General features: G+C 73.3%; 22 protein-coding genes. 14 read left to right on the plus strand and 8 right to left on the minus strand.

Annotation, left to right across the window (positions count from 1 at the left end):
- Positions 1–78: 78 nt before the first annotated feature.
- Positions 79–651: a TetR/AcrR family transcriptional regulator gene (locus tag FHX31_RS07505; protein WP_013287426.1), complete on the minus strand. Its 573-nt coding sequence runs from the start codon at positions 649–651 to the stop codon at positions 79–81.
- A 104-nt stretch (positions 652–755) separates the two neighbouring features.
- Here FHX31_RS07505 and FHX31_RS07510 point away from each other — a divergent pair, with 104 nt between their 5' ends.
- The 3 genes from FHX31_RS07510 to FHX31_RS07520 all read left to right on the plus strand — a co-directional run bounded on the left by FHX31_RS07510 (position 756) and on the right by FHX31_RS07520 (position 3,446).
- Positions 756–1,601 (plus strand): carbon-nitrogen hydrolase family protein, encoded by an 846-nt coding sequence (locus tag FHX31_RS07510; RefSeq protein ID WP_030274210.1) that lies wholly within the window; start codon positions 756–758, stop codon positions 1,599–1,601.
- A 58-nt stretch (positions 1,602–1,659) separates the two neighbouring features.
- Positions 1,660–2,304, plus strand: a complete 645-nt coding sequence (locus tag FHX31_RS07515) for an HAD family hydrolase (protein WP_013287424.1) — start codon at positions 1,660–1,662, stop codon at positions 2,302–2,304.
- A gap of 212 nt (positions 2,305–2,516) precedes the next feature.
- Positions 2,517–3,446: a serine protein kinase RIO gene (locus tag FHX31_RS07520; protein ID WP_184975612.1), complete on the plus strand. Its 930-nt coding sequence runs from the start codon at positions 2,517–2,519 to the stop codon at positions 3,444–3,446.
- Between the two features lie 51 nt (positions 3,447–3,497).
- Here FHX31_RS07520 and FHX31_RS07525 read toward each other — a convergent pair whose 3' ends face one another.
- Entirely contained in the window at positions 3,498–3,746 is a 249-nt protein-coding gene (locus tag FHX31_RS07525; protein WP_013287422.1) for a DUF2630 family protein, read from the minus strand.
- A 311-nt stretch (positions 3,747–4,057) separates the two neighbouring features.
- Here FHX31_RS07525 and FHX31_RS07530 point away from each other — a divergent pair, with 311 nt between their 5' ends.
- From FHX31_RS07530 to FHX31_RS07565, 8 genes are all read left to right on the plus strand, one after another.
- On the plus strand, positions 4,058–5,395 hold the full coding sequence (locus FHX31_RS07530; protein WP_030274215.1) for a cytochrome P450: 1,338 nt from the start codon (positions 4,058–4,060) through the stop codon (positions 5,393–5,395).
- Positions 5,392–6,267 (plus strand): terpene synthase family protein, encoded by an 876-nt coding sequence (locus FHX31_RS07535; protein WP_013475907.1) that lies wholly within the window; start codon positions 5,392–5,394, stop codon positions 6,265–6,267. The genes FHX31_RS07530 and FHX31_RS07535 overlap by 4 nt, the downstream gene beginning before the upstream one ends.
- Positions 6,264–7,823, plus strand: a complete 1,560-nt coding sequence (locus FHX31_RS07540) for a prenyltransferase/squalene oxidase repeat-containing protein (RefSeq protein WP_184975615.1) — start codon at positions 6,264–6,266, stop codon at positions 7,821–7,823. Before FHX31_RS07535 ends, FHX31_RS07540 begins: the two co-directional genes overlap by 4 nt.
- Positions 7,824–7,903: 80 nt before the next feature.
- The gene (locus FHX31_RS07545) at positions 7,904–10,390 is read left to right on the plus strand and encodes a sensor histidine kinase (protein WP_091331194.1); all 2,487 of its coding nucleotides are present in this window, start codon (positions 7,904–7,906) and stop codon (positions 10,388–10,390) included.
- Between the two features lie 66 nt (positions 10,391–10,456).
- A complete protein-coding gene (locus tag FHX31_RS07550; RefSeq protein WP_013287417.1) occupies positions 10,457–10,882 on the plus strand; it encodes a roadblock/LC7 domain-containing protein in 426 nt (141 codons plus the stop codon).
- Positions 10,879–11,268 carry a DUF742 domain-containing protein gene (locus tag FHX31_RS07555; RefSeq protein ID WP_013287416.1) on the plus strand — a complete coding sequence of 130 codons (390 nt, stop codon included), beginning with the start codon at positions 10,879–10,881 and terminating at the stop codon, positions 11,266–11,268. Before FHX31_RS07550 ends, FHX31_RS07555 begins: the two co-directional genes overlap by 4 nt.
- On the plus strand, positions 11,249–11,857 hold the full coding sequence (locus FHX31_RS07560; protein ID WP_013287415.1) for a GTP-binding protein: 609 nt from the start codon (positions 11,249–11,251) through the stop codon (positions 11,855–11,857). The genes FHX31_RS07555 and FHX31_RS07560 overlap by 20 nt, the downstream gene beginning before the upstream one ends.
- Positions 11,858–11,886: 29 nt before the next feature.
- Positions 11,887–12,366: a GNAT family N-acetyltransferase gene (locus FHX31_RS07565; protein WP_013475910.1), complete on the plus strand. Its 480-nt coding sequence runs from the start codon at positions 11,887–11,889 to the stop codon at positions 12,364–12,366.
- 9 nt (positions 12,367–12,375) lie between these two features.
- Here the strand turns inward: FHX31_RS07565 and FHX31_RS07570 are convergent, their stop codons facing one another.
- Positions 12,376–13,224 (minus strand): LysR family transcriptional regulator, encoded by an 849-nt coding sequence (locus FHX31_RS07570; protein ID WP_013287413.1) that lies wholly within the window; start codon positions 13,222–13,224, stop codon positions 12,376–12,378.
- 95 nt (positions 13,225–13,319) lie between these two features.
- On the opposite strand from FHX31_RS07570, the gene FHX31_RS07575 reads away from it, so the two are divergent.
- A complete protein-coding gene (locus tag FHX31_RS07575; RefSeq protein ID WP_091331195.1) occupies positions 13,320–14,051 on the plus strand; it encodes an SDR family NAD(P)-dependent oxidoreductase in 732 nt (243 codons plus the stop codon).
- A gap of 10 nt (positions 14,052–14,061) precedes the next feature.
- Here FHX31_RS07575 and FHX31_RS07580 read toward each other — a convergent pair whose 3' ends face one another.
- Both FHX31_RS07580 and FHX31_RS07585 read right to left on the minus strand, forming a co-directional pair.
- Positions 14,062–14,841: a hypothetical protein gene (locus FHX31_RS07580; protein WP_091331196.1), complete on the minus strand. Its 780-nt coding sequence runs from the start codon at positions 14,839–14,841 to the stop codon at positions 14,062–14,064.
- Positions 14,842–14,950: 109 nt separating this feature from the next.
- The gene (locus FHX31_RS07585; RefSeq protein ID WP_091331197.1) at positions 14,951–15,427 is read right to left on the minus strand and encodes a YfbM family protein; all 477 of its coding nucleotides are present in this window, start codon (positions 15,425–15,427) and stop codon (positions 14,951–14,953) included.
- Positions 15,428–15,508: 81 nt separating this feature from the next.
- Here FHX31_RS07585 and FHX31_RS07590 point away from each other — a divergent pair, with 81 nt between their 5' ends.
- On the plus strand, positions 15,509–15,913 hold the full coding sequence (locus FHX31_RS07590; protein WP_184975618.1) for an SRPBCC family protein: 405 nt from the start codon (positions 15,509–15,511) through the stop codon (positions 15,911–15,913).
- A 13-nt stretch (positions 15,914–15,926) separates the two neighbouring features.
- On the opposite strand, the gene FHX31_RS07595 is transcribed toward FHX31_RS07590, so the two are convergent.
- A complete protein-coding gene (locus tag FHX31_RS07595; protein WP_184975621.1) occupies positions 15,927–16,628 on the minus strand; it encodes a TetR/AcrR family transcriptional regulator in 702 nt (233 codons plus the stop codon).
- Between the two features lie 96 nt (positions 16,629–16,724).
- Between FHX31_RS07595 and FHX31_RS07600 the strand changes: the two genes are divergently transcribed.
- Positions 16,725–16,955 (plus strand): hypothetical protein, encoded by a 231-nt coding sequence (locus tag FHX31_RS07600; protein WP_013475917.1) that lies wholly within the window; start codon positions 16,725–16,727, stop codon positions 16,953–16,955.
- A gap of 185 nt (positions 16,956–17,140) precedes the next feature.
- Here FHX31_RS07600 and FHX31_RS07605 read toward each other — a convergent pair whose 3' ends face one another.
- Both FHX31_RS07605 and FHX31_RS07610 read right to left on the minus strand, forming a co-directional pair.
- On the minus strand, positions 17,141–17,347 hold the full coding sequence (locus FHX31_RS07605) for a hypothetical protein (RefSeq protein ID WP_013287408.1): 207 nt from the start codon (positions 17,345–17,347) through the stop codon (positions 17,141–17,143).
- An 82-nt stretch (positions 17,348–17,429) separates the two neighbouring features.
- Positions 17,430–18,389: a trypsin-like serine peptidase gene (locus FHX31_RS07610; RefSeq protein ID WP_091331200.1), complete on the minus strand. Its 960-nt coding sequence runs from the start codon at positions 18,387–18,389 to the stop codon at positions 17,430–17,432.
- Between the last annotated feature and the right edge of the window lie 131 nt (positions 18,390–18,520).

The following is an 18,520-nucleotide window of genomic DNA, read 5'->3' on the forward strand; positions in this document are numbered from 1 at the left end:
CGCGGCTCATTGTGGAGCAGGCGCGCCAGAGTCGATCTCCTGGAGCGGGGTAGTTACCGGACCGAGACCGGCGCCGGTTCAGTGCCGGCGGACGGCCTCCTCGACCAGGTCGAGCACCCGGGCCAGGTCGCCGGCCGGACGGCCCATCGCCAGGTGCAGCACCAGCCCGTCGTAGGCCAGCTCCAGGAACTGGGCCAGCACGTCGATCGGCACGTCGTCGCGGAGCACGCCGGCTTCGCGCTGGCGCAGCAGGCGCTCCCGGGTGGCCCCGGCGATGGCCTCGGAACGCTCCGCCCAGCGCTTGGCGAAGGCGGGGTCGGTGCGCAGCCGGCGGGAGACCTCCAGCTGGCTGCCGAGCCAGCCGGTGGTGTCCGGCGAGACGGCCCGGGCCAGCAGGTCGCGCATGACCTGCACGAGGCCGTTGCGGGCCACCGTCTCCACCATCGCGGCGGCGTCGTCCTCGGCCACGGCGAGGAACAGGGAGTCCTTGTCCCGGAAGTGGTGGAAGATCGCGCCCCGGGACAGGCCGGTGGCCTCCTCCAGCCGCCGCACGGTGGCGCCCTCGTAGCCGTGCCGGGCGAAACACGCCCGCGCCGCCGCGAGGATCTCCTGTCGGCGCGCGTCGAGCTGGTCCTGACTTACTCTGGGCACGAACGGATCGTCGCAGGTGGAACCGGCCGATGCAAACCGTACGTACGGCTTGAGATGCTCCGACGCTTGATCATCTGTCGCCGTCCGGTGGTTACGATCGGCGGGTGACCGCCCCTCCCGCGCGCCCGCTCACCGTCGCCGCCGTCCAGGCCCAGCCGGTCCCCGGCGACGTCGCCGGCAACGCCGGTGCCGCCGCCCGCCTCGTCGCCCGGGCCGAGGGCGCCCGCGTCGTGGTGCTGCCCGAGCTGTTCCTGCCGGCGTACCACCCGCCGACCCTCGGCGCCGATCCGGACGCCACGGACGTGGCTGCCGACGCCGACGGCCGGGTGACCGACGCCCGGCTGGACCCGCTGCGCTCCGCCGCCGCCGACGCGGGCGCGGCAGTGGTGATCGGCGCTGCCGTCCGCCACCCCGACCGGCGGCGCACCATCTCCTCGCTCGTCGTGGACCCGGCCGGCACTGTCACCGCCGCGTACGACAAGCAGCAGCTCTGGAGCGGCGAGCGGGAGCTGTTCGACGCCGGACGCCGGGGCGCCACGATCGAGGTCGACACGTGGCGGCTGGGTCTGGGCGTCTGCTACGACGGCTGTTTCCCGGAGCACGCGCGGGCCGCCGCCGGCGACGGCGCACACGGCTACCTCTGCCCGAGTGGCTACCTGGCCGGCTCGGCGCACCGCCGCGACCTCTACTACGCCGCCCGGGCGCTGGACAACACGATGTACGTGGTGTTCGCCAACTCGGTCGGTGGCACCGATCCGTGGCGGTTCAACGGCGGCGCGGCGGTGTACGACCCGGAGGGCCGGCCGCTGGCCCGGGGCGCCGACACCGGCGAGGACGTGCTGGTGGCCACGCTCGACCCGGACGCGCTGGCCGCCACCCGCGCGGCGCACACGATGCTGCTGGACCGCCCGCTCGACGCCGGGGCGGATCGCGCCGTCCTCGTCGCCTGATCGCCGTGGCGGGCCCTCGGCCCTGTCGGTGCTCCAGCCGTTCCCGTAGGGTGCCCAGGTGCCGTTGCTCCTGCTCGATCTGGACAACACCCTGCTGGACCGCGACGGGCCGTTCCGCGCCTGGGGAGAACGCTTCCTGGACGGCATCGGCGCGCCCCGGGCCGACCTCGACTGGCTGGTGTCCGTGGACGCGGACGGGCTGACCAACAGGTGGGACGTGGCGGATGCGATCCGCGACCGGTACGCGCTGCGCATCCCCTCGATCGACCTGGTCGACGAGCTGCACGACGGCGTGGTGGCCCACATGCGGCTCGATCCGCTGGTGGCCTGCGCGCTGCGGATCGCGGCCGACGCCGGCTGGGTGCCGGTGGTGGTCACCAACGGCGCGTCCCGTCAACAGGACGCCAAGATCCGCAAGACCGGCCTGGACCGGTACGTCGCCGACTGGGTGATCTCCGAGGAGGCGGGCGTCAGCAAGCCGAACCCGAGGATCTTCGCGCTCGCCGCCCAGCGGGCCCGGATGCCGCTGCGCGGCGCGTGGGTGGTCGGCGACAGTCCGGAGGCGGACATCGGCGGCGCGACCGCCGTGGGCCTGCCCAGCGTCTGGCTGCACCGGGGACGCCGCTGGTCCGACCCGAGGTTCGCGCCCACCCGGATCGAGGACGGTCTGATCGCGGCCGTCGCGGCCGTACTGGCCGGCTGACGGCGGCAGCGGCGCGGCCGGCAGGCAGCGCGGCGGCACAGCGGCGCACCACGCGGAAAATCCGTTGACCCGCCGCGGGCGGGGCACGAGCATGGTGCCGCGCGAGTGCGCAGCCGGGTGTGCCCGGTCGAGGAGAGGGGGTCGGTCATGGCCGTTTTCGCAGGGTCGTACCACCTGCCTCCACCAGCCTCGATCGAAGGACAGATCCACCCGTGCGCGATCACGACATCCCGGCGCCGCAGCGCCGTGGCCGCGGCAAGAGCCGCTTCGACGACGACGAACCCGACTTCCTGAAGCGGGGGCGGCACACCCCGCCGACCCTCACCGACCCGGACGCCGAGCCCGAGGCGGAGGACGCCTGGTCCTCCTGGGACCAGGCCGTCCACGGCCCCGAGCCGCACCCGGAGTGGCTGGTCACCGAACTGGCCGCCCGGGACACCGAGCTCGGGGTGCTCAAGACCGGCAAGGAGGCGGACGTCCACCTGGTCCGCCGCGCCGTGCCGGGCACCGACCGCGCGTGCCTGCTGGCGGTCAAGCGGTACCGCGACGCCCAGCACCGGCTGTTCCACCGGGACGCCGGTTACCTGGAGGGCCGCCGGGTACGCCGGTCCCGTGAGATGCGGGCGATGACCGGGCGCACCGCGTTCGGCCGGCAGATGATCGCCGGGCAGTGGGCGGCGGCCGAGTTCGCCGCGTTGTCCCAGCTCTGGGAGATCGGGGCCGCCTCCGGGCGGATCGCCGTGCCCTACCCGGTGCAGCTGCTCGGCACCGAGCTGATGCTGGAGTTCGTCGGCGACGCCGAGGCGGGGGAGGCCGCGCCGCGGCTGGCCCAGGCCCGGCCCGACGACGACGAGCTGCGCGACCTGTGGGACCAGCTCGTGGAGGCGCTGACTGTGCTCGCCCGTGCCGGGTACGCACACGGCGACCTGTCGCCGTACAACCTGCTGGTGCACGCGGGCCGGCTGGTGATGATCGACCTGCCGCAGGTGGTCGACGTGGTGGCCAACCCGCAGGGGGCCGACTTCCTGGCCCGCGACGTGCGGGTGGTGGCCGCCTGGTTCACCGCCCGCGGGATGCCCGCGACGGTGACCGATCCGATGGCGCTGACCGAGGCGCTGCTGCGGGAGGCGGGCATCCGCTGACCCGGCGGGCGTCCCGGGCGGGAGACCGCCCGGGACGCCCGCCGGTCCGGGTCACTGGAGGTAGCGCTCGACCTCCGGCACCGGGCGCTCGCCCTGGGCGTCCGGGTCGCCGTGCGCCTGGCGGGCGGCCCGGCGGCGGCGCAGCAGGTCCCAGCACTGGTCCAGGGACTCCTCCAGCGCGCGCAGCCGCTCCCGCGCCTCGTCGTCGGTGCCGGCCTCGTGCTGCTGCGCGTCGGCACGCAGCCGGTGTTCCTCGTCGACGAGTTCCGAGATCCGGCTGAGGATGGTCTTGTCGTCCATGCCCGAAGCTTGGCACAGCGGACGGGTCCGCGCCCGCGTTCTGCCGCCGTCCGCCGGAGGTGAGCGTTGCTCGCTCTCCGCAACGGCCACTGTGTACGCGAGTGACGCATATCCCACCGGCTCCATTCTCGACAAAGAGATTGTTGCTACGTGAAATATCCTCCGACCTGCCTTTTGATCTGCGGCTCAGGATGGCATGCTCGCGAGCAACGTCACGGGTCGATACGGAGTCGCGACCCTGAGTCAACCGAGGGAGCGTTCAGGTGCCCGAACCGACGGACACACCGAGGCCCACCGGCCGACCCCGAACCGTGCCGCTGCGGCAGATCCTGCCGGCGGTGCTCCGCGACCCCGCCCGGGCCCTCATCGACATCGGTAACCGTACCGAAGGCGACCTGGTCCGGCTCAACCTCGGCTCGTTCCGCCCCTACCTGGTCACCCACCCCAAGCACGTGCAGCACGTCCTGCGCGACCGGGCGGACAACTACGAACGGGCCGGTGACGGACTGTTCTGGCGCCCGGTCAAGCGACTGTTCGGCGAGGGGATCCTCGGCGAGGGGCAGATCTGGTCGGCCAGCCGCCGGATGCTCCAGCCGATGTTCACCGCCAAGCGGGTCGAGGCGCTGGTCGACGGGATGGCCGACGCGATCCGCGACGCGGTGGAGGAGCTGGACGAGCCGGCCCGCGCCGGGCAGCCGGTCGACATCGGCGTGGAGCAGGCGCGGATCGTCAGCCGCGCGATCATGAAGGTGCTCTTCGCCGACCGGATCTCGGTGCCGGACGCGATGCGCGTGATCGAGGCGCAGGACCGGATCGCCACCGCCGTCATCCCCCGGATCATCGTGCCGTTCGCGCCTCTGTCCCTGCCGATGCCGGGGGACCGCACGTTTGCCCGCGCCGTCCGCATCGTCGACGACGTGCTGGTGCCGATCGTCCGCGAGACGCGCGAGTCCGCCGACCAGGGCGACGACGTCATCTCGACGCTCTGGCAGGCCCGTACCGACGACGGGCGGCAGCTCGACGAGCGGCAGGTCCGCAACGACACAGTGGCGATGTTCGCCGCCACCACGGAGACCACCATCAACGTGCTGACCTGGGCCTGGCCGCACCTGGACCAGCACCCCGAGGTGGCCGAGCGGCTCTACGCCGAGATCGACGAGGTGGTCGGCGGCGAGCCGGTACGCCGCGAGCACCTGAGCCGCCTCACGTACACCCGGATGGTGCTCGACGAGTTGCTGCGGCTCTACCCGATCGGGTGGATCATCCCGCGCCGCGCGGTCGCCGAGGACGTCATCGACGGCGTGCCGATCGAGCCCGGCGCCACGATGGCGGTCAGCCCGCTGATCACCCAGCGGATGCGGCAGTTCTGGGACCGTCCGGACGAGTTCGACCCGGAACGGTTCCGCCCCGAGCGGGTCCGGGCCCGGCACCGGTACGCCCACTTCCCGTTCGGCGGCGGCCCGCACCAGTGCCTCGGCATGTACCTGTTCTACCTGGAGGCCCAGCTCATCCTCGCCACCATGCTCAGCCGCTACCGGTTCCGGCTGCACCGCCCCGGCGTACCCGGACTGCGGCTGGCCGCGGCCCTGCGGCCGCGCGAACGCGTCGAGCTGACGCTCGTCGCCGCCGGGCGGACGGAGCCGGCATGACCGACGGGCCGACACCCGATCCGCTTGCGGTCGCCGCGGAGCAGGGCCGGGTCTGCGCGCTCGCCGCGCAGGGCCAGCGCGGCCTGCGCAGGGCCGCCGCCGCGCACCCCGAGCTGTTCCCCGGCGACCCGTTCGACGCGACGCTGTTCAGCAGCATCGCGCAGGCGATGGCGTTCAGCGCCCCCTGGCACACCGCCGCCGAACTCGCGGTGACCAACCGCGCGGTCCTCTGGGGCTTCGCCGTCGACTGGCTGGTCGACCACCAGGCCACCAGCCGGGCCGAGGTCGACCGGATCACCGGCGTCTGCCTGGACGTGCTCGACGGCGGCGAGTCCGCCGACCCGCTGGGCCGGTTCCTCGCCGAGTTGCGGGACGACGTCGCCGCCGCGCCCGCCTATCCGGCGCTGCGCGGCCACTGGCGGGACACGATGGCACGCACGCTCGACGCGATGGCCCGCGAGTGGGACTGGCGGCGCACCGGCCGCCCCACCCTCGACGACTATCTGGCCAACGCTGACAACCTCGCCGCCACAGTGGTGAACGTGGCGCACTGGATCCACACCGGATCGGTGTCCGACGCCGGCACGCTGGAGCGGCTGATCCAGGTCGGCGACGAGGTCCAGCGGGCCCTGCGGCTGGTCAACGACCTCGGCACCCACCGCCGCGACGCCGAGTCCGGCGACCTCAACGCGCTGCTGCTGGTCGACGACCCGGCCGAGGTCGAGCGGCGCTTCGCCGAGCAGGTCGACCACTGCCGCGTCCTGCTGGCGAAGCTGGCCGGCGAGGTGCCGCGGGAGGCCGACTTCCTGTCCCGGCAGCTCGGCTTCACCACCGGCTTCTACCGGAACACCGACTTCTGGGGCGTGCGGTGACGCTCACCGCCGGATCGGTGCCCGCCACCCGGTCCGGGACCACGCACGACCTGATCACGGCGCTCGGCGGTGAACCGGAGGGGCAGACGTCGCCGTCGGTCTACGAGACCGGACGGCTGGTCGCGCTCGCGCCCTGGCTCGACGGCCACGACCGGCGCGTGGCCTGGCTGCTGGACCGGCAGCGTCCGGACGGCGGCTGGGGCGGTGCCGGCGGGTACGCGCTGGTGCCGACGCTGAGCGCGATCGAGGCGCTGCTGACCGTGCTGCACCGCGACGGCCCGGCCGCCGCGCCCGCCGCCGCCGCGCACCGAGGGCTGGCGTACCTGACCGGCGCGCTGCGCGCCGGCGCCCCGCCGGACCTGCCGGCCACCGACCTGATCGTGCCGGCGCTGCTGACCGCTGTGGACCGGCATCTCGACGGGCCGGCCGGTCCGCCACCCGGGCTGGCCGAGTGGGCCGGCCGGCCCCGTCTGCCGCTGCCGGCGGGTCTCGACGCGTCCCGGCTGACCCGGGTACGCGGACTGCTCGCCACCGGGAGGCCGGTACCGGAGAAGCTGGCGCACGCGTTGGAGGTGGCGGGCGAGCTGGCGTACCGCGCGCCCGGGGTGCGTCCCTCGGCCAGCGGCGCGGTCGGCGCCTCACCCGCCGCGACCGCCGCCTGGCTGGGCGGTCCGGAGCCCGGGCCGGCACTGGACTACCTGAACGCTGTCGCCCGGCCCGGTCCGGTGCCCTGCGCGAGCCCGATCACCGTCTTCGAACGGGCCTGGGTGCTCGGCATCCTGGTCCGGGCCGGCGTGCCGGTCGGCGCGCCCGACCCGGTGCTGACCGAGCTGCGCGCCGCTGTCGGACCGGCCGGTGCGGCCACCGCGCCCGGCCTGCCCGCCGACGCCGACACCACGGCGGTCACGCTCTACGCGCTGGCCCGGCTGGGCCGCGCGCCCGGCGTCGCGCCGCTGGCCGGGTTCGACACCGGACGGCACTTCTGCACCTGGCCGGGGGAGGACGGGGCGTCGCTGACCACGAACGCGCACGTGCTCGACGCGCTCGGCGAGCAACCGAGCGCGCCCGGCGTCACCGGCGCCCGGCGCCGGGTCACCGAGTGGCTGCTGGGCCGGCAGGAGCCGGACGGGCGGTGGGAGGACCGCTGGCACGCCTCGCCGTACTACGCCACCTACGCGGTGCTGCTGGCGCTCGCCGACCACGCGCCGGACGGCGCGGCGCGTACCGCGGTCGAGCGGGGGGTGGCCTGGCTGCTGGACACGCAGCGCCCGGACGGCTCCTGGGGACGGTGGGACGGCACCGCCGAGGAGACCGCGTACGCGGTGCTCGCCCTGGCCGACGCGGGCCGGTCCGGCTACTCCCCGATCACGTCGGCGCTGGCGCGGGGGCGCCGTCGACTGTCCGAGCTGGACGGATGCGACGGTGAACCGGCACTATGGCACGACAAGGACCTCTACCGCCCGACGCGGATCGTGCGCGCCGCGGTGCTGGCGGCCTCCGGCCGTGCCGGGGCGGCCCGGCACGGGGCCGCACCTACCATGATCAGGATCGCTTGAATGAGGTTCCCGACGGCTGCTAGCGTGCGCCGGAGTCGATCGGATTTCGGACCGACCGAAGACCGGGCCAGGACGGTGTGATGGGTTCCCGCAGTACGAATCTCCGTACGAAGATCATCGCGCTGCTGGCGTCGCTGACCGCGCTCTGGGCGTTCGCCGCATGGGTGACCGTACGGGACGGATTCAACCTGCTCGGCGTGCAGACGCTCAACGCGCGCGTCTTCGAACCGAGCGACCCGCTGCTTCTGGAGCTGCAGGCCGAGCGGCGGCTGTCGCTGCGCTACCTCGGCGAGTCCGACCCGAGCCGGTTGCAGGAGCTGGAGGCCCAGCGCGCGCGTACCGACGAGACCGCCGGCGCGCTGTGGCGCTCGGTGCGGGACTGGCGCACCGAGATCCCGGCCAGCGAGGAGCTGATGCAGCGGCTCGACGAGCTGAAGGCCGAGCTGGACCAGCTCGGCCAGGTACGCGCCGACGTCAGCCGCAAGACCATCGACCGGACCACCACGCTCATCGCGTACGACGACGCGGTCGACGGGATCTTCGCGGTCTTCGACGCCCTCGGCGGCCTCGACGACGACGAGATCGCCGAGGACACCGCCGCGCTGATCGACCTCAACCGGTCCCGGGAGCTGCTGTCCCAACAGGACGCGCTGCTCACCGGCGCGATCGCGGCCAACCGGATCACCGTCGGCGAGCAGACCGCGTTCGCCCGCCTGGTCGGCGCGCAGTGGTTCCTCGCCGACCGCACCGCCCGCGAACTCGCCCCCGGCGACCGTGCCCGCTTCGAGCGGATGGTCGAGGGCGACGCGTTCCAGCAGCTCCGCACGCTCCAGGACCAGGTGCTCGCGGCCAAGGGCGCCGAGGTGCGCCCGCCGGTGACCGCCGCGGCCTGGCAGGCCGCCGCCGAGAAGGCGATGGCCGACCTGCGCGAGGTGATCCTCGCCGGCGGTGAGGACATCGTCTCCCGGGCCACGCCGGTCGCGGTGGGCGTCATCGTGCGGCTGGTGCTCGCTGCCGGTCTCGGCCTGATCGCCGTCATCGCCTCCGTGGTCGTGTCGATCACCACGGCGCGGGCGCTCGTCCGCCAGCTCGAACGGCTCCGCGAGGCCGCCTTCAAGCTGGCGCACGAACGGCTGCCGAGCGTCGTGGAGCGACTGGGCCGCGGCGAGGAGGTGGACGTCGCCCGCGAGGCGCCACCCCTGCAGTTCGGCGACGACGAGATCGGCCAGGTGGGCAAGGCGTTCAACGTCGTGCAGGAGACCGCCGTCCGGACCGCCGTCGAGCAGGCCGAACTGCGCCGCAGCGTCCGCGACGTGTTCCTCAGCCTGGCCCGGCGTACCCAGGCGCTCGTGCACCGGCAGCTGACGCTGCTGGACGCGATGGAACGCCGGGAACACGACGCCGAGGAGCTGGAGGACCTGTTCCGGGTCGACCACCTGGCCACCCGGATGCGGCGCAACGCGGAGAACCTGATCGTGCTCTCCGGCTCGACGCCGGGCCGGGCCTGGCGGCGTAACGTCCCCATGGTCGACGTGGTCCGCGGCGCGGTCGCCGAGGTCGAGGACTACACCCGGGTCACCGTGTTCCCGCTCGGCGAGGTGTCGCTTACCGGCCGCGCCGTCGGTGACGTGATCCACCTGCTGGCCGAGCTGATCGAGAACGGACTCTCCTTCTCGCCGCCGCAGACCACTGTGGAGGTCCGCGGTCAGCTCGTGGTCAACGGCTTCGCCATCGAGATCGAGGACCGCGGCCTCGGCATGAGCGCCGACGAGCTGGCCGCCGCCAACGCGCGCATCGTCGACCGGTCCGAGCTGAACCTCGCCGACGCCGCCCGGCTCGGCCTGTTCGTGGTCAGCCGGCTCACCGAGCGGCACGGCGTCAAGGTGCAGCTCAAGGAGTCCGCGTACGGCGGCACCACCGCAGTGGTGCTGATCCCGCGTGAACTGATCACCGCCGAGGGCGCCGACGAGGCCGACGCCCTTCCCGCCCCCGGGACGGCCCTGCCCGCGGCGCCCGCGCCGGATCCGGCACGGAGCACGCCGGCCGGCGACGGCGACGGGCCGGCGATCCCGTCCGGCCCGGACGGCGGCGCCGAACCGGACCAGCCGGCCGAGCCCGCCCCGCAGGCGCCGGAGCCGGTGACCCAGGCACCTCGGCTGACCCCCTCCGGGCTGCCCGCCCGTACCCGTAAGCGGCAGCCCGCGGTGGCGGGGCCCACCACGGAGCTCGCGGTGGTGGAGCGTCGGCCCGCCGCCACGACCGACGCGGCAGAGGCGTCGCCTGCGACGGAGCCGGACACCGAGCCGGAGACCGCGCCGGTCACCGACGCGGGGCTGCCGGTCCGGGTACGCCAGGCCAGCCTCGTGCCGGAGCTGCGGCACGACCAGACCGGGGCGGACGACGACGCCGCCGACGACGACACGGCGCGTGCACCGGAGCAGGTGCGCCGGATGATGAGCTCCTACCAGAGCGGCACCCGACGCGGCCGTACCGATGCCGCGCGCCTGCTCGGCGGAGCGCAGGGGGCCGGCGGTGGGCCGGCCGACGCGGACGAGCAGGTTACCTGACCGGGACGTCGACGCGACGGAAACCGGAAGCTGACGGCACACCAGCCGGGAAGATGAGGACGACGAGTGGCGCAGAAGACGGCTTCGAGCGCGGATCTGACGTGGCTGCTGGATGACCTGGTCGGCCGGGTCAAGCAGGCGGAGCACGCCGTGGCGCTCTCCACCGACGGACTGTTGATGGCCTCGTCCCGCGGATTGAGCCGGGACGACGGCGAGCACCTGGCCGCGATGGCGGCGGGCATCCAGAGCCTGGCCCGTGGCGCGGGCAAGCGGTTCGGTGGCGGGCACGTACAGCAGACCATCATCGAGATGCAGTCCTCCTTCCTGTTCGTCACGGCGGCCGGGCGCAACGCCTGCCTGGCGGTGCTGGCCTCGGAGGACGCGGACGTCGGCCTGATCGCGTACGAGATGGCCATGCTCGTCACCCGGGTCGGCCGGTTCGTCGCGTCACCGACCCGGGAACAGCCCCTCGGCGAGAACGCGGCACGATGACCGGCCGGGGGGACTCCGCGGAGCAGGAGTGGGTGGACGACCACGCCGGCCCGGTGGTGCGCCCGTACGCGGTGACCGGAGGCCGGGCCCGCCCGGTCACCGGCACGTTCGACCTGATCTCGCTGGTCACCTCGACCCGCACCGATGTCGGGTCGGAGTCCGGGCTGGGCCCGGAGCACGTGGCGATCGTCGGCCTCTGCCAGCGGATCCTCTCCGTGGCCGAGATCGCCGCCCATCTCGACCTGCCGGTGGGCACGGTCCGGGTCCTCCTCGGAGACCTGGCCGCCCGCAGCCTGGTACAGGTACGCGAGCCGCGCGCGACCACCGCCGGCCTTCCCGACGAGCACGTTTTCGAGGCGGTTATCAATGGACTACGGGCGCTCTGAGCGGCCGGCGGGCGCCGCGCCGCTGCCCACCGCGATCAAGATCCTGATCGCGGGCGGGTTCGGCGTCGGCAAGACCACAATGGTCGGCGCGGTCAGCGAGACCCGCCCGCTGCGGACCGAGGAGGTGCTGACCGAGACCGGGATCGGCATCGACGACCTGTCCGGTATCGAGGAGAAGTCGACCACCACCGTGGCGATGGACTTCGGCCGCATCACCATCAGCGACGACCTGGTGCTCTACCTGTTCGGCACGCCCGGGCAGGACCGGTTCTGGTTCGTCTGGGACGAGCTGGCGCTCGGCGCGCTCGGCGCGGTGGTGCTCGCCGACACCCGCCGGCTGGCCGACTGCTTCCCGTCGATCGACTACTTCGAGGGGCGCGGTACGCCCTTCGTGGTGGCGGTGAACTGCTTCGAGGGCGCCAAGACGTTCCGTCTGGACGAGGTGCAGGCCGCGCTCGACCTGGACCCGGGTGTGCCGGTTGTGCTGTGCGACGCGCGCAAGCGGGAGTCGGCCAAGGAGGTGCTGATCACGCTGCTGGAGCACGCCATGAAGCTGCGGGAGGCGCGCCGCCGCGCCGCCGAGGACTGAGCGGTCACAACATCGACGGGGGAGTGGCGATGACCGAGGTGACGGTCCGGGCGATGAACCCGGACGAGTTCGACAGATGGCAGGACGAGCTGGCCGCCGGGTACGCGCGGGAGCACGTCACGGCCGGCAACTGGACGCCCGAGGAGGCGCTCGACCGGGCCCGGGAGGCCACCGCCGGTTTTCTGCCGCAGGGCATGGCCACGCCCGGCATGCTGTTCCTGGTCGGCGAGCTGGCAGACGGCTCACCGGTCGGCCGGCTGTGGATCGGCCTGACCCACCCGCGCGGTCTCGCCGACTGCGCGTTCCTCTACGACATCGAGGTGGCCGCCGGGCACCGGGGCCGGGGCCTCGGGCGGGCGCTGCTCGCGGCCGGGGAGCGGGCGGCCCGGGAGCACGGCGCCCAGGCGCTGGAGCTGAACGTCTTCGGCGCCAACGAGACGGCCCGCAAGCTGTACGAGACGTCCGGCTACCGGGTGGTCACCCAGCAGATGCGCAAGGACCTGTCCTAACGCCGGTCCTCACAGGCGGGTGGCGGTGCGGACCAGCCCGGCCAGGGCCCGGGACCGGCTGTGCGGCGGCCAGGCGATCACGGTGGTCACCGTCGGCGCGTCCGGCACCGGCACGGCGGCCATGTCCGGCCACAGCAGCGACCGGCACGACTCCGGCAGCAGCACCGCGGTACGCCCGAGCGCGACCAGCTGGAGCAACTGGGAGTGGTCCCGCACCTCGGGGCCCGGCCCGTCCGGGTAGGTGCCGTCGCGCAGCGGCCAGCGCGGCAGCGGCAGGCCGGGCAGCGTCTCGACGTCGGCCATCCGCAGCTGCGCCCGCCCGGCCAGCGGATGCCCCGCCGGCAGGACCACCACCTGCTGTTCCGTCACCAGTTCCTCGGTGTCCAGTCCGGTCGTCGAGTCGAACGGCAGGTGCAGCAGCGCCACGTCGGCCCGACCGTCGCGCAGCAGCCGTTCCTGCTCACCGATGCCGGACAGCAGCACCTCCACCCGGACCGCGTCCGGCTCGGCGGCGTACGCGTCGAGCAGTTTCGGCAGCAGCTCGCTCGACGCACCCGCCTTCGTCGCCAGCACCAACCCGGCGCCGCCGTTCGCGGCCTCACCGGCACGGCGGGTACGGCGGTCCGCGGCGTCCACCGCGTCCAGGGCCGCCCGGCCCTCACGGAGCAGCACCGACCCGGCCCCGGTGAGCGCGACGCGGCGGCTGTCCCGTTCCAGCAGCGTCACGCCGAGGCGCCGTTCGAGTTGGCGGATCGCCCGCGACAGCGGCGGCTGGGCGATGCCGAGGCGGCGCGCGGCGCGGCCGAAGTGCAGTTCCTCGGCGACCGCGACGAAGTAGCGAAGCTCCCGCGTCTCCATCCCGCCACCGTACCGCCGGATCGATACCCGTCGGGTATCGCCCGCTACTGAGGTGGTGTTGGAGGCCCGCCCGCCGCGCGGACAGGATCGACACCATGAGTGAACGGACGATCGCGCTGGTGACCGGCGCGAACAAGGGAATCGGGTACGAGATCGCGGCCGGCCTGGGCGCGCTCGGCTGGCGGGTGGGCGTCGGCGCCCGGGACGGGCAGCGGCTCGCCGAGGCGGTGGCGAAGCTGCGCGCGGGCGGAGTGGACGCGTTCGGCGTACCGCTGGACGTGACCGACGACGCGAGCGTGAACGCCGCCGCCCGGCTGCTGGAGACGGAGGCCGGTGGCCTGGACGTGCTCGTCAACAACGCCGGCGTGACAGGTGGCGTGCCCCAGCACCCCGGTGACGTGGACGTCGCGACCATCAGGGCCGCCGTCGAGGTGAACGTGATCGGGGTGGTCCGGGTGACCGAGGCGATGCTGCCGCTGCTGCGGCGCTCGGCCTCGCCGCGGATCGTCAACATGTCCAGCGGCGTCGGCTCGCTGACCAGGCAGAGCGCCTCCACCGGCGAGGACCAGACCGGTCCGCTGTCGGTCGCGTACGCGCCGTCCAAGAGCATGCTCAACGCGGTGACGATCCAGTACGCGCGGGCGCTCGCCGGCACGGGCATCCTGGTCAACGCCGGCTGCCCCGGCTTCACCGCGACCGACCTGAACGGCTTCCGGGGCGTGCGGACCCCACAGCAGGGCGCGGCGGTCGCGATCAAGCTGGCGACGCTGCCCGACGACGGGCCGACCGGCGGCTACGTCGAGGACGCGGGCACGATCCCGTGGTGAGCGCCGCCCGTCAGCACCACATGACCGGGTTGCCGGTGGCCACCGACGCCGCGCACAGCCGGCGCAGCGGCTCCACGATGTAGGCGAAGTCGTCGCCCGACCGGCTTCGGGTCCGCACCGCGAGCCGTTCGGGCGGCGGCTCGCCGTGCTCGCCCACCGGCCGCATCGCCACCACCGTCCGCGTCCCGCCGGCGGTGAACTCCACCCGGTCGCCGGGCAGCGGCCGCTGGCCGAACCGGACGGCCCGGAACAGCGTCACCGGCGGGTCGGCGCGGTCGAGGACGAAGAAGCCGTCCGGGTCGACGCCCGCCTGAAAGCCCGGGCCGAACATGAACAACCCGCGGTAGGCCTCGACGTACTGCATCACGACCGCGCCGGTCGCCTCGTCGATCAGCTCGACCTCGTCGGTGATCCGGTCGGTGCCTGCGATCGCGTCCAGCTCGGCGAGCGCGACCGCTGCCCGGTCGGCGGGCAGCGAGCCGCCGTTGGCGTCCGGCAGCGCGGCGGCGAGCGTCGGGAAACGGTGCTCGCCGGCCGCGCGCAACCCCTGCTGGAACAGGCGTACGCCGGCCCAGTTGGACACGCGCTCGCTGACCAGCTCCATGTGCCGGTGCGGGCAGGCGTCTCCGGTCATCCACGCGTAGAAGGCGTTGTCGGCGGCCCCGTCGTACTCGCCGGCCTGCACCAGCGCGAGCCACCCGTCCTCGTCGTAGCCGACCGGCCCGATCGGGCACGGCGTGGCGAGGCCGTCCTGCCAGCACCGGCAGTACACGAACGCGTCGAGTCCCACGCCGGCACGCTACCGGCGCCCGCCCCGGCGCCGCGCGCCGGTTTCGGCGGCTCAAGTGGTGCGCACCGGCTCGCGACCGCTCGGGTGCCGCGCGCCGATTCGCGGCGGCTCAGGTGACGGCGAGCAGCACGGCGTCGCCGCTCGCCGCCGCGTCGCGGTAGAAGTCGCGCAGCGCGGTGAAGTACGGCAGCAGGTAGCCGTCGAACTCGTCGTCGCCGTCGTCCCAGATGTGCGGGTAGATCTCGGCCTCCGACATGGCCTCCGGGTCGAAGCGGGCCCGCAGCGTCGCGTCGTCCACCGCGTCGAGCCCGGCGGCCACGGTGCGGACCGCATCCGGCATGAGCAGCCGGGCCGGGCCCATGCCGAGATCCGGCCCGATCGGGTCGCCGCCGACGATCGCCGGCCCGGCGTCGCCCCGGATCTCGTACGTGGTGCCGGTCAGCAGGTAGTGCAGCCCGTGCCACGCCTTGTCGAGGTCGAGTTCGTCCGGACCGCCCTGGAACAGCGTGCCGACCGCGTCCGGGTCGGCCAGCACCGTCGCCAGTTCCGCGCCGGACAGCCGGCGTGCGGTGAACACCATGCCCATGTGGTCGTCTCCCCGGGGGGTGTCTGTGGAAATCGGCGGCAGCGTAACGCAGGCGTCCGACAGCCGTGTGATCATCGGCGTATGGCCACTGACACCCGGCACCTCAGCGTCCACATCGATCGTCCGGTGGCGGAGGTCTACGCCTTCGCCGCCGACCCGGCGAACCTGGCCCGCTGGGCGCCGGGCCTCGGCGGTTCGGTCGTGTCCGTCGACGGCCACTGGTTCGTGGACACACCCGAAGGGCGGGCGCGGCTCACGTTCGCCCCTGCCAACGAGTACGGCGTGCTCGACCACGAGGTGCGGACGCCGTCGGGCGAGACGGTGTACGTGCCGTTGCGCGCCATCGCCGACGGCGACGCCACCGAGGTGGTGTTCAGCCTGCGGCGGATGCCCGGCATGAGCGACGCGGACTTCGACCGGGACACCGCGCTCGTGGAGGCGGACCTGGCCCGGCTCAAGGCCGTACTGGAGAGCGCCGCCGGCTGACCGGCGCCCGTGGTCATTCCGGCGTGCCCGTCCGTGCCGCCGTCCGGAGGATGCCGTCGAGGCCCTCGTCGAACAGCAGGTCGTCGTCCCATCGGGTGTCGTCGAGATGGCCGGAGGCGTCGAGGGTCGGATAGGCGTCGGCGTTCGCGGCGATGTGGTCGCGGGCTGCGGCTCTCGCGTCCGGGTCCGCGCTCCGGTGCCACGTGGCTTCCGTGAGCGAGGCGCCGATGACGTAGTTGGCGAGCAGTCGCGTGGCCACCGCGAGCCGAAGTCCGTGACAGCCACCCCGCACGAGCGCCGACTGCAGGAACTCGGTACGGGCCAGGACGTTGGGCCCGAGCATCGGACGTCCGACCAGCTCCGGTGCCCAGGGATGGCGCAGCATGACGCCGCGCCAGGCCCGGACCAGGACGCGGATGTCCTCCATCCAGTCGTCGCCGGCATCCGGAACCGGCACGTCGCCGAAGACACGGTCGACGGCCAGGTCGAGGACGTCGTCCTTCGTCTTCACGTGCCAGTACAGGGCGGTGGCGGTCACGTCGAGCCGCTGGGCGAGCAGGCGCATCGTCAGGCCCTCGACGCCGTGCTCGTCCAGCACCGTCACCGCGAGTTCCACGATGCGTTCGAGGGTCAGTGGCGGCTTGCGCCGCGCCCGCGGCGGCCCTGCCCGCAGCCACACCGGTGTCGTCGGCGCACCGGGATCTGTCGCGGTCATGGAGCCACTCTAGTTCGCTGGACAGGCAGCTTAACAACGGTAAGCTCATTGAACAGACGAAAGTCCGGCCTCGACAGTGGGCAAGGAGGGCACGCCATGCCTCTGCTGCGAGTCCACCTCGACAGCGACCCGGCCACGGCCCGCCGAGTCCTGCACCTGCATCGCGAGGGCGGCGTCCATCACGAGTCGCGGGAAGCGGCCCGGGAACAGGTGTGGCGCCAGGGCCGCACCCCGGCCGGTGACCCGGTCTTCGTCGGCATCACCAACGGGCGCCGCAACGTGCAACTGCTCTACGACGTCGAGGTCTACTCCGACACCGGTCCGTGAACGGCTCGCCGGCACGCATGTTCGCTGAAATGGGAATTGCGGCCGGGCTCGGCCGGAGATCGTGAGCGGGAGGGAATTCGGCGCACCGGGTGCGCCGGCGTTCGAATCCGGCTCACGCAGTCCGGCTCACGCAATCCGGCTCACGCAGTCCGGCTCACGCAGTCCGGCGAATGCAATTCGGTGATTCAGTCGCCGATGGCGTCCCGCATTCGTTCCCTCGTCCAGTATTCGGACGGGTCGGTGGCGCCGGGGCTCGGATTGTGCGTCGCGACCACCGGGCCGGGCGGCGCCGGTCGCCCCGCGTCGCCCTCGCGCGCCGCGAGGACCACGACGGCCGCGGCGACGGCGAGTGCCGCGACGGCGGCCGCGCCGAGCAGCACACGATGTGACATGTCGCCTCCTCCGGGCCGGGTGCCGGTCCGCCTGGTGCCGGCCCGCCTGGTGCGCCGGGTGGCACACCAGGCGGACCGTCGTTCACCAGGTGTCGTTCGCGTACGTGTTGTAGAGCGTCCCCACCACCGCGGCGGAGAAGTACGGCGAGCCGTTCGTGTTCGAGCCGCTCGAGTAGCTCATCACCCCGTGCACGTCACCACGCCTGGTGGTGTTGTCGTAGCTGTAGTACCACGGGCCGCCGCTCGAACCGCCCCCGAAGCCGCAGTTCATCTCGATCCGGTTGCTGCCCGCGTCCCTCGACGTGCCCGAGCAGACCCACTGGATCTCGCCGCTGTCCTTGTTGCTCGGGTAGCCGAAGATGTCGTAGTGGTATGCCCGGCCACCGCCGGTGAGCAGCCCGTTGGCGCCGACCGCGTCCACGATCGACCGGCTGCCGTAGACGAGCGCGACGGCCACGTCGTACTGCCGCTCACGGGTGCTGATCCAGCCGCTGGGCACCGCGAGCGTGGACCAGTCCCAGGTGCCGTACGGCTGCGCGCCGTTGCGGTACGACGGCACGAACATCCAGTTCGCGGTGTGCCAGTCCCGGCCCGGCCCGTCGTGTACGCAGTGCGCGGCGGTGAAGACCATGTTGCGCGCCGGGCTGTTCACCACGCTCGCCGAGCAGTAGTGGCCGAGACCGTCGGTGGAACTGGTGTAGAAGATCTTCCCCACCGTGATCGACTCGTTCAGTTGGGTGCCGAAGCCGCTGCCGTCCTTCGGTGCCACCGCCTCCGCGAAGCGCCGCACCCGCTCCGCGGTGGGGCTCTGGGTGACCGGGCCGGCGGCCTTCTCCACCTCGTCGGCGGGAGTGGCCGCCGCCATGCGCTCGGCCGTCCAGTAGGCCCTGGCCTGCGAGGACGACCCCGCCTTGCGCTCGATCGACGTGACAGCAGCCGGAGCGGCCGTGCCTGCGCCGGTGCCGGCCAGTGCCGGAGTGCCGGCGAGGATCGCCGGCAAGATCAGGGCCGGCAGGGCCAGAAGTCTGATCGTCGTCTTCATGAAATCCTTCCCAGTGTTCGATTCCCGGATCGAAACTGGAGCGCCCCCGTTGTGCATCGCGATATCGGCAACGTATCGACGGGCTTCGGAGCGTGTCAACGAATCATGGACGTCGATTGTTTGCGGTGTCG

The organism is Micromonospora sp. CNZ286 (assembly GCF_014207755.1).

Coding starts and splice junctions, on each gene's coding strand:
- FHX31_RS07525 (WP_013287422.1), bottom strand. CDS start 3,746: ATGGACGACAAGACCATCCTCAGCCGGATCTCGGAACTCGTCGACGAG.
- FHX31_RS07535 (WP_013475907.1), top strand. CDS start 5,392: ATGACCGACGGGCCGACACCCGATCCGCTTGCGGTCGCCGCGGAGCAG.
- FHX31_RS07545 (WP_091331194.1), top strand. CDS start 7,904: ATGGGTTCCCGCAGTACGAATCTCCGTACGAAGATCATCGCGCTGCTG.
- FHX31_RS07555 (WP_013287416.1), top strand. CDS start 10,879: ATGACCGGCCGGGGGGACTCCGCGGAGCAGGAGTGGGTGGACGACCAC.
- FHX31_RS07560 (WP_013287415.1), top strand. CDS start 11,249: ATGGACTACGGGCGCTCTGAGCGGCCGGCGGGCGCCGCGCCGCTGCCC.
- FHX31_RS07565 (WP_013475910.1), top strand. CDS start 11,887: ATGACCGAGGTGACGGTCCGGGCGATGAACCCGGACGAGTTCGACAGA.
- FHX31_RS07570 (WP_013287413.1), bottom strand. CDS start 13,224: ATGGAGACGCGGGAGCTTCGCTACTTCGTCGCGGTCGCCGAGGAACTG.
- FHX31_RS07575 (WP_091331195.1), top strand. CDS start 13,320: ATGAGTGAACGGACGATCGCGCTGGTGACCGGCGCGAACAAGGGAATC.
- FHX31_RS07585 (WP_091331197.1), bottom strand. CDS start 15,427: ATGGGCATGGTGTTCACCGCACGCCGGCTGTCCGGCGCGGAACTGGCG.
- FHX31_RS07590 (WP_184975618.1), top strand. CDS start 15,509: ATGGCCACTGACACCCGGCACCTCAGCGTCCACATCGATCGTCCGGTG.
- FHX31_RS07595 (WP_184975621.1), bottom strand. CDS start 16,628: ATGACCGCGACAGATCCCGGTGCGCCGACGACACCGGTGTGGCTGCGG.
- FHX31_RS07600 (WP_013475917.1), top strand. CDS start 16,725: ATGCCTCTGCTGCGAGTCCACCTCGACAGCGACCCGGCCACGGCCCGC.
- FHX31_RS07605 (WP_013287408.1), bottom strand. CDS start 17,347: ATGTCACATCGTGTGCTGCTCGGCGCGGCCGCCGTCGCGGCACTCGCC.
- FHX31_RS07610 (WP_091331200.1), bottom strand. CDS start 18,389: ATGAAGACGACGATCAGACTTCTGGCCCTGCCGGCCCTGATCTTGCCG.